This window comes from Gordonia jinhuaensis (genome assembly GCF_014639795.1).
GTDB lineage: Bacteria > Actinomycetota > Actinomycetes > Mycobacteriales > Mycobacteriaceae > Gordonia_B > Gordonia_B jinhuaensis.
On the sequence record NZ_BMGC01000026.1, the window covers coordinates 1 to 14,339 of the forward strand.

Annotated in this window: 9 protein-coding genes and 1 pseudogene; 4 read left to right on the top strand and 6 right to left on the bottom strand. The window is 66.1% G+C overall.

Annotation, left to right across the window (positions count from 1 at the left end; all coding sequences use genetic code 11):
* Positions 1–370: pseudogene (locus tag IEW22_RS14835) on the top strand (hypothetical protein); the annotation flags it as partial.
* Positions 371–396: 26 nt separating this feature from the next.
* Here the strand turns inward: IEW22_RS14835 and IEW22_RS14840 are convergent.
* Genes IEW22_RS14840 through IEW22_RS14850 form a run of 3 tightly spaced genes read right to left on the bottom strand, consistent with a single transcriptional unit; the run spans position 397 to position 4,664 of the window.
* The gene (locus IEW22_RS14840) at positions 397–1,767 is read right to left on the bottom strand and encodes a hypothetical protein (RefSeq protein WP_229742737.1); all 1,371 of its coding nucleotides are present in this window, start codon (positions 1,765–1,767) and stop codon (positions 397–399) included.
* Complete coding sequence (locus IEW22_RS14845; RefSeq protein ID WP_188587402.1) at positions 1,768–3,198, bottom strand: condensation domain-containing protein; 1,431 nt, start codon at positions 3,196–3,198, stop codon at positions 1,768–1,770.
* Positions 3,195–4,664: a condensation domain-containing protein gene (locus IEW22_RS14850; RefSeq protein WP_188587403.1), complete on the bottom strand. Its 1,470-nt coding sequence runs from the start codon at positions 4,662–4,664 to the stop codon at positions 3,195–3,197. The genes IEW22_RS14845 and IEW22_RS14850 overlap by 4 nt, the downstream gene beginning before the upstream one ends.
* A gap of 902 nt (positions 4,665–5,566) precedes the next feature.
* Between IEW22_RS14850 and IEW22_RS14855 the strand changes: the two genes are divergently transcribed.
* Genes IEW22_RS14855 through IEW22_RS14865 form a run of 3 tightly spaced genes read left to right on the top strand, consistent with a single transcriptional unit; the run spans position 5,567 to position 9,258 of the window.
* Positions 5,567–6,457, top strand: a complete 891-nt coding sequence (locus IEW22_RS14855) for a glycosyltransferase family 2 protein (protein WP_188587436.1) — start codon at positions 5,567–5,569, stop codon at positions 6,455–6,457.
* A 12-nt stretch (positions 6,458–6,469) separates the two neighbouring features.
* The gene (locus IEW22_RS14860) at positions 6,470–7,900 is read left to right on the top strand and encodes a hypothetical protein (protein ID WP_188587404.1); all 1,431 of its coding nucleotides are present in this window, start codon (positions 6,470–6,472) and stop codon (positions 7,898–7,900) included.
* A complete protein-coding gene (locus tag IEW22_RS14865) occupies positions 7,897–9,258 on the top strand; it encodes a glycosyltransferase (protein WP_229742738.1) in 1,362 nt (453 codons plus the stop codon). Before IEW22_RS14860 ends, IEW22_RS14865 begins: the two co-directional genes overlap by 4 nt.
* 29 nt (positions 9,259–9,287) lie before the next feature.
* Here IEW22_RS14865 and IEW22_RS14870 read toward each other — a convergent pair whose 3' ends face one another.
* From IEW22_RS14870 to IEW22_RS14880, 3 genes are all read right to left on the bottom strand, one after another.
* Complete coding sequence (locus IEW22_RS14870) at positions 9,288–10,118, bottom strand: ABC transporter permease (protein ID WP_188587406.1); 831 nt, start codon at positions 10,116–10,118, stop codon at positions 9,288–9,290.
* Positions 10,115–11,155 (bottom strand): ATP-binding cassette domain-containing protein, encoded by a 1,041-nt coding sequence (locus IEW22_RS14875; protein WP_188587407.1) that lies wholly within the window; start codon positions 11,153–11,155, stop codon positions 10,115–10,117. Before IEW22_RS14875 ends, IEW22_RS14870 begins: the two co-directional genes overlap by 4 nt.
* Positions 11,156–11,226: 71 nt before the next feature.
* A complete protein-coding gene (locus IEW22_RS14880; RefSeq protein ID WP_188587408.1) occupies positions 11,227–14,304 on the bottom strand; it encodes an AfsR/SARP family transcriptional regulator in 3,078 nt (1,025 codons plus the stop codon).
* Positions 14,305–14,339 lie beyond the last annotated feature (35 nt).

Below are 14,339 nucleotides of genomic sequence, written 5' to 3' on the forward strand. Positions count from 1 at the left end.
CACGAAGTGCCGGATGCATCACCAGATGAAAACCGACGGCGTGTTCCTCGATGACCAGTACATCGACGCCACCGGCAAAGCCCGACAGGTCTTCTACACCCAGAACGGTGCAACCATCCACGGCTACGCCGAATCCGGTGACGACCTGTTCCCGACCCTGCGGGACATCACCTTCACCGACCCCGAACCCGAACCTGAGCGACCGAAACGTCCACCACCACAATCGAATGCAGAGTCACCCACCAGACGCCGACCACGCCTGGCAGACACACACGCCCGCCGACGCCAGGAACGCGAACGCAACCGACAAGCCCTCGAAGGAGAACGGGCAGATCAAGCCTGGCGCAACACGCAAGGCCCACCCTTCTGATGCCGGTAGGTCAGAGTGTCGCTAGTTCAGCCAGCAGCGCGAGCAGACGGCGACTGGCCCTGTGGTGAGATGATCTGCGCAGCAGTTTGTTTGGAGTCTCCAGCGGACGCTTGTCCAACGATGTGGCCGCTACCGAGGTGCCGGCCGAAGTCGTCGAGCACTCGGGTCATCACGGCGTCGGCCTCGGGAAGGGATGGGTAGCGGACCCGCAGATCGATACCGGAGGCGGTGCGGGAGAACCACAATTGTGCGGTGTCTGTGGACGTGACCGCCGAGATGTGATGGGCATCCGGCAGCGGCGGCCCCATCTTGCGATAGTCCAGATAGGAGACCATGAAGATATCCGCCGAACCGAAACGCGGACGGCACTCTGCCAGAACCGATTCCAGCGGCAGAACGGACAGCTGTGCCGCGTGGCGTAACCACATCTGCGCGCTCGTCGGATCGCCGGCCTCCACGATCACCGGTGCATTGGAGACCATCCACCCCGCGGTCTCATGCCAACCGGAGTCACGCGGTCCGCGCGTGTGGATCGGGATGAGCGTGGCCAGCTGGTGTGGACCGCCGTTCTCGGCGACCGTCGTGGCCAGCGTGGCGAGCAATGTGGCAAAGGGGCGTTCACCCAGAATCGTCTCGATGTCGGCGTCATCGATCACGTGCAACACGACGGTGCGCTGCGGTGCGCGGTCGGCGCCGAGGTCGAGAGGAAACGTCGGTAGCTCACCGCCGGTACGGGCGAAGAAGTCTCGCCACACCTGCATCAGATCGTCCGGCGACGCCGTCGCCGTCCCGGCTTCGTCACAGGCCAGCACCGATGTCCCGCCGTCCTCGGCGACACACCGATCGGCGAAGCTGCGGGTGGCGATCGCCGGCGACTGCGGATCGCGGTACAGCTGCACCGCTCGACGCAACAGCATGTCGATGGTCGCGGCGTCGGCATGTGCATGGTCGAGGGCACACACGAGGGTGTTGTCGAGCAGCGCGAAAAACAGTCCCGGCGCATCACCCGCGTGACAACGATCCGCGATGAGCGACTCCGTGTACTCGTGGGCGACCCGGCCCTCGTGGTGAGGGGTCACCTGCAATTGCGCACTGTCGAAGACATCCTGACAGGGAGTACCGGCCGTGTCCGCGAAACGGAATCGCGCACGCAACGCATCGTGCTCACCGAGGATCCGCGTGATCAGCTCCACCAACCGAGTCTGATCGGGTGTCGAATCGGGGAGCCGAACGGTGCCGGCCAGCCACGCCGACGGACCCTGTTGTTGTGCGCGAAGATGATTGGCCTGATTGAAGGCGACCGGGAGCCCGGTGGTGATCGGCTCACCCGCCCACGTGAGGGCGAACTCGGTGAGATCGCCGCCGAGATCGACCCGATCGGCCGCGGTCACCAGCATTCAGTGCGCCTGCGTCGTGATGGCCACACGGTCATCGGCGCTGTATGCCACCGTGGTCCCTGAATCGGCCGCCACGGCCGACGAAATGACCTGTCGCAGAGTGTAGAAATAGCGTGACACCGATTCGGCGGCGATGGGGTTGTCCGGGATTTGGGAACCCACATAGAGCCCGTTCTCGTCTCGGCTGAGCCACAGCGACGCATTCCGGGTGCGGCCCTGGCCGGTGAAGACAGCCAAGTCGTGCGCTCCGGATGGTGCGGGGAACCACCGAAAATCCATGTATGTCACCATTTGTGGACTGGTCACCACCGACGGGTCGATTACTCCCGACCCGATGAGGATCCCCATGGCCGCATGGACGGGGTCTGCCGCGGCTGCTTTCGCCGCCGCGAGCGCGTCGGCGGCTGCGGGGATCACCTCGTCGATACTGTCGCCCGCGATGTCGAATGCGACGGGTGCGAAATTGCAGTACCACCCCTGCGACAGCAGGTGTTCGCCTCGTCCGCGAGTACTCAGCACCGTGGCGACGGTATATCTATCGCGACCGGACAGCATCCGCTCGGTGATGGCGATGGCCGCGAACAACGCCGCCGACAAACCCGCACCGTGCGACTTCGCCAGATCTGACAGCTGTTCCGCGGTGGCGGCATCGGCGAGCTGAACGGAAGCCGTACCCACCGGTTGCGGCTCGTCGTTGTCGAGGCCCAAAGGCAGTGGGAATCGCGGGATCGCGCCGCCGGCGGCTGACAGAGCCGACTCCCAGAGTCGAACTGTTGTCGAATCGGCGGTCACGGTTGCCGCCCGGTTGTGCTCGTCGCGGGCGTAGTCGACGTAGCTGCCGTGAGTTCTCGCAACCGTCGGGTGGGTGATCTCCTGACCGTAACGAGCGAGGATCTCCAGCGTGCCGAGGACCTGCGATGAGCCGTCGCCGAAGGCGTGGTCGACTCCGAAGTACAGATCGAAGGAGTTGGGTCGGACCACGGCCCCGAATACGCACCCCGGGAAAGCGTCGAAGACCGCGTCCGTCGGTAGCCGCTGGTCGAGGTGCGCGATCGGATCGACGGACTCGACATCGACCTCCATGAGCTCGACATCCTCAGCGGGGACGACATAGCGGATCACGTTCTGGTCGACAACGCGAAACGAACTGCGAAGTCCCTCGTGTGCATCGAGGAATTCGGTCAGTGCCCGTGTCATGGAGTCGATGTCGAGATCGCTGTCGACGGTCACGACGCTGCAGGTGTAACCGCGATGGACACGTCCCTCCCCACGCTGTGCGAGCACCGACGCGATGTGGTCGCCCTGCAGAAACGACGGGCCCACCGGATGGGCAGGGGCAGTCGCGGCAGAGTGGAGCGTGCGCGGGGTAGGAACCCAGTCGACGATGTGCCCCGGCTTCGGGGTCCAGTCGGCGGCTGCGATTATTCTCACAGGTTCTCCACTACTCCGTTCTCGAGTTGGGGGCTGCCCGATGGTGTCTGATCATTCGAGAGGTGTGCCGGCGGCAGGGACACGGCGACATCACCGTCGCGTGAGACCACACGCAGGATATCGGAGAACTCGGCGATGAGTCGGTGCAGCGAGTCAGCGGCGATCTCGTTGTTGGGGAACCGCAACGAGATGTTGAGTCCCTCGAGGGTGCGGTTCACCCACAAATATACTTCGTCGGAATTGTCGACGCGGCACCTCAACGCGCGGTCGCGCTCACCCCACTCCTTGGCTCCGGGCAGGTAGCGGGTGTCGACGAATGAGATGGCGAACTTCGGTGCGTCCGCCATCCCCGCGGCAGCGGCGATCGTTGGATACGGATGCTGAGCGAGGCCGGCATTTCGTCGAACACTCTTGTCGACGCGGGACAGCGACTCGACGAATGTGCCGACGCCGTCGAGGTTGACCTCCACCGGAGCCAGACCGACGTACCAGCCGGCGGCTGCCTGAGACTCGGGTGTGGTGCGCGTATGCAGCGGCATGACGAACCGAAGGTCGGCGCCGGCGGTGAGGCGGTGGATGGCGATGGCCAGCGCAGAGAACGCTCCTGTCGACGCCGATACGCCATGGCGTTTGCAGGCGGCGGCGAACGCTTCGGTCGATTCGGCCGACAACAGCCACAGTGACAGGCTGGCCTGATGGCCGGGACCCGTATCGGTTGCCTGTGCCGGTCGGACCGGCATGGGGAAGGCCGGCATCTCCAGAGCCCCGGATTGAGTGCGCCAGAACGATTCCCACTCCGCTATTGCGGGATGCTCGTTGACCAGCGCGGCAGCGGCGTAGTGCTCTGCCGCGCAGTGCTCCACATAGGAGCCGCACGGTGGAAGCGCGGGAATGCGTCCGGCCGAGAGTGCGCTGTAGATCTCCCGGAGTTCGGCGATGAGCAGCAGCTGGGTGTAGGCGTCCATCACCGAATGGTCGGCGCCGACCACGACGATGACGCCGTCGTCGTCGGATTCCACTGTGACGGCCATCATATGAGGCTGCGTGAGCGCACTGATCCGTCGGGCGAACACATCCTCGATGTAGCGGTAGGTTCCGGCGCCGTTGGTGTCGGCCGAGGCCAGCACCTCGATCGTCACCGCGTCCGCGGGCGCTGTGAGACGCGCGAAGCCGTGATCTCGGCCCTCGGTGACAGTGGTCCGGAACGCATCATGCCGAGCGATCCAGTATTCCAGCGTCTGCGCGAAGAGGGTGTGATCGAAGGCACCCCGAAGAGTGAAGGCCGTACCGATCCAGGCCCCGAGACGTTCGTGGACGTCGGTGCGAGAGAAGAAATCAAGATGCGCACGATGATTGGGCGAGAGCGGACGTGGATCGACCGCGTAGCTTTCTGCGTCGATCGACGGGATCCACTCGGTTATCCGTCCCGAGGGAATCGGGTAGTCGGCGAGCTCCGTGTATTCCATTGCTTCCTCGAGGCGTCAAGAGTACGGGATGTGGGTTGTCGAGAGATGCGAACATGGCGTCGCTGCACAGTCGTGCGTCATAATGCTCTGAGACTCGGAAGGACCCGAATCTCGGTCGAATCACTTGTCGGAGAACGATATTAGTGGACAGGATCTGAGCCACTGGCTCGGCGTCGTCGGACGATTCAGTGCCAGCTTGTGATCTCGGTCTATCTGTGATTGATGGTGCCGCTCAACCCCATTGCCGTCGAGTGTGGACCACCGGTGAGCCGGCTCGACGATGCAGCTCTGCAAGACTCATAGCAACTCTGCATGACTCGCAGGAATGATGCCGCACCAGCCTGTGCATCTGCGCCCCACTCTGGCGGCGGTAGACGCACCGATCGATGCTCGCCGCTCGCCGTCGAGCGCCACCGATTTCACAAGGTAGCCGTGTTAACGACGGACTTCCAGTGCTGTGATCGGGCGCATCGAGAAACGACGCGCGACACGCTGATGAATGGTACGTGTCTGTGCTGGTCCGGGCGGGTGAACTCGCAGGTGGTGTCGGCTGGTCCAGCCACCTCCGGCGAGACGCACGCCACAATGTGCCAGCGTTGTTGTGTTCCGTTGCCAGAGCGACCGTCACGATCGCGGGACAGTCATATGGGGTTCGCGGCGCAGACCATTGCACTGGTCCGGAATCGCCACATATACTCCGGTCAGGGTCCAGTTCAACGAGTGCGAGTCGCTCGGAGATGAGGCGATCGTGGCCTCGGCGTTGACCATCCGAGTGTTGATCAGCGGCACGGATTCGGCGCAATGACGCGAACCGATCGCATGTGGCCCATATTCTCACACGATCTCCGCGCGAAAGGGTGTGGTCAGTGGGTGCTGCCGAAGATGTCCAGCTCGACACGTCGATGACGCTGTCGGTGGTGGTACCGGCGTACAACGAGGAAGACACCATCGGAGATTGCCTGCGCCTCCTCCTCGAACAGTCCGACCACATTGCCGAGGTCGTCGTCGTCGACAACAACTCCACTGATCGCACCGTGGAGATCGTCGAATCGTTCATCGCCGAGCATCCCATCGTGCGGGTGCTGCCCGAATCCCAGCAGGGGTTGGTGTATGCGCGCAACGCCGGAATGGATTCGGCGACAGGTGATCTGATCGCGCGGATCGATGCGGACACCAGGGTTCCACCAGGGTGGGCCAAGACCATCGTGGACTTCTTCTCCAGCGATTCCAGCGGACAGTGGTCGGCGTTGTGTGGCCACGGCGCCGCATATGGGCTCCCGTTCGAAGGGTGGAAGCAGCGGCAGCAGGAACGCTTCGCCACCGTGGCGGCGAGGTTGCCGGTGCGGTTGCACCGAGACGGTGCGGTCTCCGACGAGCCGCGCTCGAGTCCGGTTCTGTACGGCTCGAACATGGTCGTGCGTCGCGACGTGTGGGCGATCATACGGACACGGGTGAGTATGCGACGTGACATCTTCGAGGATGTCGACATGGGATTGTGTGTTCGTGACATCGGTTGCAAGAACGCATTTCTCGGTTCGATCACGGTGGGTGTGTCGCCGCGGCGGATGGAGACCGGGATGGCGAGCTTCGTGCAGTACATGAGCTTTCTGCCGCGCACTCTGCTGATGCACCGCCGCTTCGGTCTCGCCACACTGATGCTGGTCGGATACCTGCCGCCGCTGTTCGTCGTCCACGGCCTGCGCCTGATCCTCATTCGCGCCTACGATCCGCACAGCTCCACATTCGGCGTCCGTAATCTGTTGCGCAGTCGCGAAGAGAGAATCCTTCCGTAAGGAGTCCGCATCATGACTCTGTCGGAGGGAACAGCAGAATCTACCGCGTCGGCTGCCATCGCATCGGCGACAGCCGAGTCGGCCACGACGCGGCATGACCGCGAGGCGGTGTGCCGCGTCACCGCGACACGCCTGGTGGCATCCGATGAGTCGTGGCTCATCGGTGAGGAGAAGCTGGGATTCCGAACGGCCAACCAGTACGTCTGGGTGTTGCCGCGCGACCCGGGTGTCGCGGCGGTCCAGCGTCTCAACCACCGCCTCGCACGCGGACTGCTCCACCGCGCGATCACCCGTCCGGTGGTGCCGGTTGCCCGTCCGCGCTGGGTTCGATCATCGGCGGTGCCGATGATCGTCGAGATCGAATCCGTCGATGACGCCGACGTCGGTGCACTGGCAGACAGACTGCTGCGGGGAGCTCGGCTGTATCCGTCGAGTGGTCAGGCGTGGCGGCTCTACACCGCGCCCACCTCGGCCGGCGGGCGGTTCGTATGTCTGCTGGTTTCCCATATCGTCGTCGACGGCGAGGGACTCTCACGCGCGGTGTCGGCCGCGGCGTCCGGAGCCGGTGCTCAACTGCCCCAACGCCATACGTCGAGCGGCTTGGCCGCCGTCTCGGCTGATCTGGTGGACGCGTGGCGGCAGCTCCGATCCGCGGTGACCGCGGTGTGCACGATGCTCGGTCCTCACACCGGCGACGGGCCGCCGGTGGCTACGCAATCCGGGCCACCGGAACGACCGACGCCGCCGACATCGCTGTCGTACGACCCCGCACGCGTATGTCTTGCAACCCTCGACCTCGACCCGGAGCTCTGGGACAGTCGCGCCGCGGCCTACGGTGGTACGCCGAATACTCTGTTCACCGCGGTGGCCGCCGGAGTTCGGCAGCGGTCCACCTCGCCGCACGGAGATCCGCTGCGCGTCAACATCGCGGTGAGCAAACGTGGCGGAGACGACGACCACCGGGCCAATGCCTCAGGTGGCGTCGTCGTGCGGCATGCGGCGCGGGAATCGCCGTATGACCTCACAGACCTGAGAGCGGCGAGTAAAGCCAGGCTCGTCGAGTATGCGAGATCGGGAGATGACATTCCCGACGACGAGCATGCCCTCGTTCGGCTGATGCCTCGCCGGGTGCTCGCCGCAATGCTCACTCGACTACCGTCACCCGACCTGAGCGTGTCGAACCTCGGGTCGCTTCCCGACGAGGTGCGGACGGTATTCGGTGTCGACCCGTCGAGGTTTGTGGGGCGGCTGCTCATCCGAGGTCCGGCTGGCTCGGAGATCTCCTTGCCCGGCCCGGGTCTGTCGGCGTGGCTGGTACGGTACGGAGACCGAATGTCGTTGACACTGGTGGCATTTCCGCCGATCTTCACTGACGAAGATGAGTTCCGACTGCGTATCGAAGAGGAATTGTCCGCATGGGGATTGGGGTGCACGCTGTGGTGAGCTCAACGCAAGGCGATCGGCCCGACCCGGGATCGGTGCATGTCGTCGTGCTCCTGTACGGGAGTCGCGGTGACATCCAGCCCGGTGTCTGTCTGATCCTCGAGCTGATCGCCCGGGGCTACCGCGTGACAGCGCTCGTACCGCCGAACCTGGTCGATTTCACCCGATCGGCGGGGGTACCGCACGTACGTTCGGTCGGCTCCGACAGTTCGCACCAGTGGACGTCGGAGGAAGCGCTCGAATCGCTCAGGTCGCGAAATCCGTGGACGCGCTGGCGGTTCACCGTCGACACAGCTCTGGAGAGTCTGCGCAACTTCGACGACGACCTCGTATCCCTGTTCGTGGGGACAGACGGTCAGGCACCGGCAGTGGCCGATGTGGGTGCCCTCGTGGTGGCGCCGCTGTGTCAGGACCGTGGTGAGGCGATCGCCGAGCGGCTCGGCATCCCCATGACGAGCCTGCGATTCGCTCCGATGTCGCCTAATACCACCTACAGCCCGTTACCGGGCATCTGGAGTTCGACATCGCCACGTGCGACGCTGCGGGCCTGGCGGATCTTCGACCGCGTGGTCTGGATGGCGATGTCACGGGGAGTCAACAGATTCCGTCGTCGTCTCGGTCTGCCGAAGGCGCGCGCGCCACTGGCGACGCGTCTGCGCGACAAAGGTATTCGTCAGATCCAGGCATATGATCCCGCCGTCGTGCCCACCCTCGCGCAGGAGTGGGGCTCGCTGAGGCCGATCGTCGGCTATCTCGACCTTCCGCGTGCCAAACTCGCCGGGCTCGACGAGGTGGGTGCCGGTGATGAGCGACTGCTGGCGTGGCTCGCTGCCGGCGACGCACCCTTGTTCGCCTCGTTCGGCTCCCTGCCCGTCGCCTACCCGGCCACGACGAGACACACGCTCCGTGCTGCGGCGGCCGAACACGGACTTCGCTGTGTATTCGCCATCGGCGGTGAACCCGGACCCGATCCAGACGATCCGGATGTCTATCACGTGGGTGCGGTGGACCACGCCTGGTTGCTCCCGCAGTGTGCGGCAGCGGTGCACCACGGCGGTGCGGGGACCACCGCGGCGTGTATGCGTGCCGGAATTCCGTCAGCGATCTACGCGATCGCTGCCGAGCAGCCCTTCTGGGCCGAACGCGTTCGAGACCTCGGGTTGGGCACCGGTCGTCGGTTCTCCGCTCTCAACCCGGACACCGCCTCCCACGACGTGGCGGTGCTGATCGATCCGGTGACCGTCGGAGCAGCACGCGACTTCGCCGCGAAGATGATCGACCCTGCGCAGGCAGTGAGTACAGCAGCGGACGTGGTGACGAGTTCGATCGGACGGATCCCCGCAGCGCAGCCGCTGTGAGGATCCGCCGGCGGCGCGAGCGCGCCGCGTCAGGCGCGGCGCAGGTATGCGCGCACCGTGATCGGCGCGAACACTGCGATGATCACGATCGCCCCGAGAAGTGTCCACGCCACGTGTGAGGTGACCTGGCCTTCATTGGCGAGCGACCGGAGTGACGACACGAGGTGGGAGATCGGATTGACCTTGGCGATCGACCGTACCCACGACGGCATGGTGGTCGGCGGCACGAAGATGTTCGAGGTGAAAGTGAGCGGCATCAAGATGAGCATCGAAACGCCCTGCACCGCTGATGCTTTGGACATCAGAACACCCATGAGTGCGAAGATCCAGCTGATCGCGAACGCGGAGAAGATGGTCAGCAGGACGCCGGCGATGGTGCCCAGGATGCTGTGCGGGCGATAACCCATGATCAGGCCGACGCCGATCGACATCACCGCGGCGATCAGATACCGCAGGACATCGGCGAGCAGTGACCCGGCGAGCGGCGCGATCCGGGCGATCGGAAGCGAGATGAAGCGGTCGAACACGCCCCGGTCCATGTCTTCGCGCAGCTGGACCCCGGTGACCACCGAGCTCGTGATCGCCACCGAGACAAGCACGCCGGGAACCAGTTGGGGGAGGTAGTTGTCGACACTGCCCGCGATGGCCCCGCCGAAGATGTTGGCGAACATGACCGTGAAGACGATCGGGACGACCACCACATCGAACAGTTGTTGCGGTGTGTGCTTCATCCGAAGCAGCCCGCGGCGCGCCATGGTGAGCGTGTCGCGGATCGCTTGACGTTGTGAGATGTGCTCGACGATGGTCCCGAAACCCGGGTCGGAGTATCCGGTGGTCGGGGTCGCTGTGGTGGCGGTCATGCGGCGACCTCCTTGTCCTTGTCGGCTGTCGCGGCCGTGTTGTCGAGAGGATCTGACGAGCCGTCGAGATCCGAGGAGGTGATGGAGAAGAACACGTCGTCGAGACTGGGGCGGCGCACCGCTACCTCGGCGATCGAGATCCCGTCGCGCTCCAGCTCGACGATCACCCGTGCCGACAGTGCCGGATCAGACAGCGGCGCAACGAGTTTTCCGCCTTCGGCGGTCGCGCTCACGGTCGTGTCCAGGACTGCGCCGATCCGCTCGGCGGCCTCGCTCAATCGTGTCGTGTCGTCGATGCTGATCTCCAGCGACCTCGAGCCGAAGCGGTCCTTGAGAACGTCGGCGTGGCCCGAGGCGACCACTCGTCCCTTGTCGATGACGATCAGCGAGTCGGAGAGCTGGTCGGCCTCTTCGAGGTACTGCGTGGTCAGCAAGACCGTGGTTCCCTTGGACACCAGATCGCGGACCGCCGCCCACACTGCGACACGGGTGGTCGGATCCAGGCCCGTGGTGGGTTCATCGAGGAACAGCAGGGCGGGCTGGCGGATCATCGACGACGCGAGGTCGACTCGCCGTCGCATTCCTCCCGAGAAGCCCGACACCGGGCGGTCGGCCGCTGCGGTGAGGTCGAACTGTTCGAGGAGTTCGGCCGCGCGGTGTCTGGCTGCGCGGCCGCTGAAGCGCAGCAGCCGCGCGAACAGCTCGAGGTTCTCGCGTGCGGTGAGGTCCTCGTCGACGGAGGCGTACTGGCCGGTGAGTGAGATGAGAGAGCGGACCGCGGTGGCTTGAGACACGATGTCGCGGCCGAAAACGCTGGCGTGCCCGGAGGTCGGCCGGGTCAGTGTCGCCAGCATTCTCACCGTGGTGGTCTTTCCGGCTCCGTTGGGGCCGAGGACCCCGAGGACCGAACCCCGGGGAACCTGCAGGCTGACGTCGTCCACGGCGACGACGTCGCCGTAGGTCTTGCGTAGACGTTCGGCTTGGATCGCGATGTCGGGAAGCACTCCCCACCTCGTCTCTCGTGTGCGGTCTCTCATGTGCGCTGCTGGTGTCGGTGACGTCGCCAATGGTGCCCGGCCCCGCTTTCATCCCACTTTCACGAGATGGATCAGTGCAGGTGGGGGCCGTTCCGCAGCATCGTGATCAGATCAGTGCGGTGGCCATGCTCGTCTGCGCCCACGGCATGGGGCACACCGATGATGCCGAAGTCGCGACGGTATCGGGCGGCCCGGGCAGCCCGCACCAGACGGTGATCGGCCGGCAGCTCGTTGGCCATCGCGATCGCGGCGGCCGCTGCACCCAGTGCCGGCAGGTTGACGGACTCGGCGACCGCCAGCCACGACAGCGACGTGGCCAGACTCTCTGCGTGGACCTTCGCGTCGGTGCGTGCGCCGGTGCGGTAGGCGACGGCCACCGCGACACCGTGTAAGAAGGCCGAGTGGCCGTCGTGGGGTGGTCCGATGATCTCGATCGCGGTGTCGGCCGCGCGCCGGGCGCCGGCCGGGTCGGTCGTGACGCGCAGTTGGGCCAGTGCCGCATGCGCGGTCGCCACGAACGGCCGGCCGGTGTCGCCGAATTCCCGCAAACACGCGTTGAGCAACTCGGTGGCCAGTTCCGGATCGGTCTCCGTCACTGCGAGCGCCTGGTGGACACGTACGGCTGCGGCATCGTCGGTGAGGCCGAGGTGGGCGAATTGCTCTGCGCTGCGGGCGAAATGGAGTGCCGCTTCGGCGCGTTCACCGAACAACATGCATCCTCGACCGAGCCGCTGACGCGTCGTCGCGACCAACCAGGGGTGTCCGGCGCGTTCGGCCGCGACCAGCGCCCGCAACGCCGACCGGCGCGACATCACCGGCATGGCACGGAACTCGGAGAGATCGGAGCGCATGATCTCCGCCACCGCGACGACCATCGGATCGCGTGAGGAGGCTGCATCGGCCAGCAGCCGCGAGGCTCTGCCGGGTGCGGCCAGGAGTAGGTCGATTCCGAGTCGAATCGATTCGGGCAGTGGAGTTGTGGCGGTGATCCGGCGCAAGGACGAGCGTGCTCTCGCTGCCTCCCGACCTTCGCTGTCCACTGCGAGCGTGGCGGTGGACAGCGCCAATCCCAGTGCTCTGCCCCGCGCGTCGTCCGGTCCGGAAACGACCCGTCCGCTGTCGCGCGCGGCTGCGCGGGCCAGCCGCGGGGCGTGGTCGTAACCACCGGTCCGCACCATGCGCCACGCGATCACGGGCAGGAGTCGCGCGGTGAGGGTTGCTGCGGCGCTCTCGTCCACGCCCCCGGTGGCACGGTGAGCAGCCTCGTCGAGTCTGTCGAGCAGGGTGTCGGCACTCTCGTCGAGCCGGGCGGTCGCCTGCGCGACCCGACCGGCCAGCAGATCGTCGATGATGCCGGCGAGTAGCGCTGCGGCCCAACGGGAGAACTCGTCGGTGAGCTCAGCAGCGAGCTCGGGATCGCTCGCCAGCCGCGAGCGGGCGAACTCGCGGACCGTCTCGGTGATGCGGTGGCGGGTGATGCCGTCGGGGTGTTCGACGACGGTCGCGAGGCTGTGGTCGCAGAGTTCGGCCAGTGCCGCGATCGTCACCCCGGTGAAGCTGAGCGCGTCGTCGATGCGGACGTCGCCGGGGAACTGGGCCACCAGGAGCAGTGCGCGTTCGGCGTCTGGTGACAACAGATCCCAGCTCGCCGCGACGACGTCGGTCAGGGTGTGGTGGCGCCCGGTGCCGGGGACGGCGAGCAGGCCGAACCGGCGATCGAGGCGGCTGACCACGTCGGGCAGGGTCAGGTAGCGCAGTTGTGCGGCTGCGAGTTCCAGTGCCAGCGGGGAGCCGTCGAGTCGGATGCACAGTTCGTCGACGAGTGCCGGATCGAGGCGGACGTCCGCGCGTACCGCCCGCGCTCGTCGCGCCAGTAGTTCGGCACCGCGTTCGGTGGGCAGGGGTTCGATGGTCACGGTGTGTTCGTCGGCGATGTCGAGTGCCACCCTGCTGGTGGCGATGATCCTGAGATCGTCACGCCGGGAACGTATCTCGTTGATCAGTGACGTCGCCGTCGGGAGGAGGTGCTCGCAGGTGTCGAAGACCACGACCGCTCGGGCGGGCGCGAGCGCGGCGATCGCAGCTGCGGGGCCTGATCGGTCCGCAGCCCGCACCCCCGGCTGGTCGGGGAGGGTGCCGCGGTGCAGGGCTGCGGCGACGGCGGCCGCGACGTCGCCCGGATCGCGCGCCGCGGACAGGTCGATGAACACGTCGGCGGGACGGCGCGCGGCGATGTACTCGGTGACCAGCCGGGTCTTGCCGATACCGCCCGGGCCGAGGACGGTCACCACCGGCGCGATGGCCAGTGCGGCGTGCAGCCGTTCGGTGTTCACCGCGTTCTCGACGTAGTCGTCGGCCGGCGGGGCGGGGGTGTGCGGCAACGGCGAATAGGTCAGTGCGGCACTGTGTGCGGCGGCCAGTTCGGGTCCGGGGTCGGTGCCCAGTGTCTCGGCGAGCAGGGTGCGGATGGTGGCGTGCACGGACAGCGCCGCATTCGGCTCGCCGGCTGCCACGAGTGCGCGCATCTGCACCGCGGCGAGATGCTCGTCGAGGGGTGTGCGTCTGCGTTCGAGTTCGACGTCGGCGGCCACCGATGCCGGGTCGTCGGCGATGTGCAGATTCCAGTTCGCTTCCCGGAGTCGGCGATGTGCGGTCTGCGCACGACGGCGCAGACGGCTCGACACGTCACCGTCGGGTAGTCCGGTCCCGGGTTCACCGCGCCAGAGTCCCAACGCCTGCGTGACGGCATCGGCAGAGCCGGTGTGTCCGGCAGCCGCCTCGGCAGAACCGGTCCCGCAGGCCGCCTCGGCCAGGGCCAGATCGGAGACCGGTCCCGGCAGGGTGAGGCGGTAACCGCCGGATGTGGCGGTGACCGACTGCGCTCCCAACGCGCGGCGAAGTCGGGAGATGACGGTGTGCAGGGCGCCGGTCGGGTTCTTCGGCGGCTGATCGGGCCACACGTCGGCGACCAGACGCTCCGCGCTCCGCGGATGCGGGTGGGCCAGCGCCAGGGTGGCCAGCAGTGTGCGCACGCGTCGAGAGCTGATCGCCAGCTCGGTGTGCTCGCCAGAACCGTCGGCGTCGAGCACCACGACCGGACCCAGCAGCCCGATCAGGGGCCCGCGGTCGGCTCCGGCGTCATCGTGCACATGTCCGAGATTACGGGGTGAGGTGGCGATTACGG

Excerpts from the sequence above, each read along its gene's own strand:
- IEW22_RS14875 (WP_188587407.1), bottom strand. The coding sequence starts at position 11,155 with ATGAGAGACCGCACACGAGAGACGAGGTGGGGAGTGCTTCCCGACATC.
- IEW22_RS14850 (WP_188587403.1), bottom strand. The coding sequence starts at position 4,664 with ATGGAATACACGGAGCTCGCCGACTACCCGATTCCCTCGGGACGGATA.
- IEW22_RS14855 (WP_188587436.1), top strand. The coding sequence starts at position 5,567 with ATGACGCTGTCGGTGGTGGTACCGGCGTACAACGAGGAAGACACCATC.
- IEW22_RS14860 (WP_188587404.1), top strand. The coding sequence starts at position 6,470 with ATGACTCTGTCGGAGGGAACAGCAGAATCTACCGCGTCGGCTGCCATC.
- IEW22_RS14840 (WP_229742737.1), bottom strand. The coding sequence starts at position 1,767 with ATGCTGGTGACCGCGGCCGATCGGGTCGATCTCGGCGGCGATCTCACC.
- IEW22_RS14870 (WP_188587406.1), bottom strand. The coding sequence starts at position 10,118 with ATGACCGCCACCACAGCGACCCCGACCACCGGATACTCCGACCCGGGT.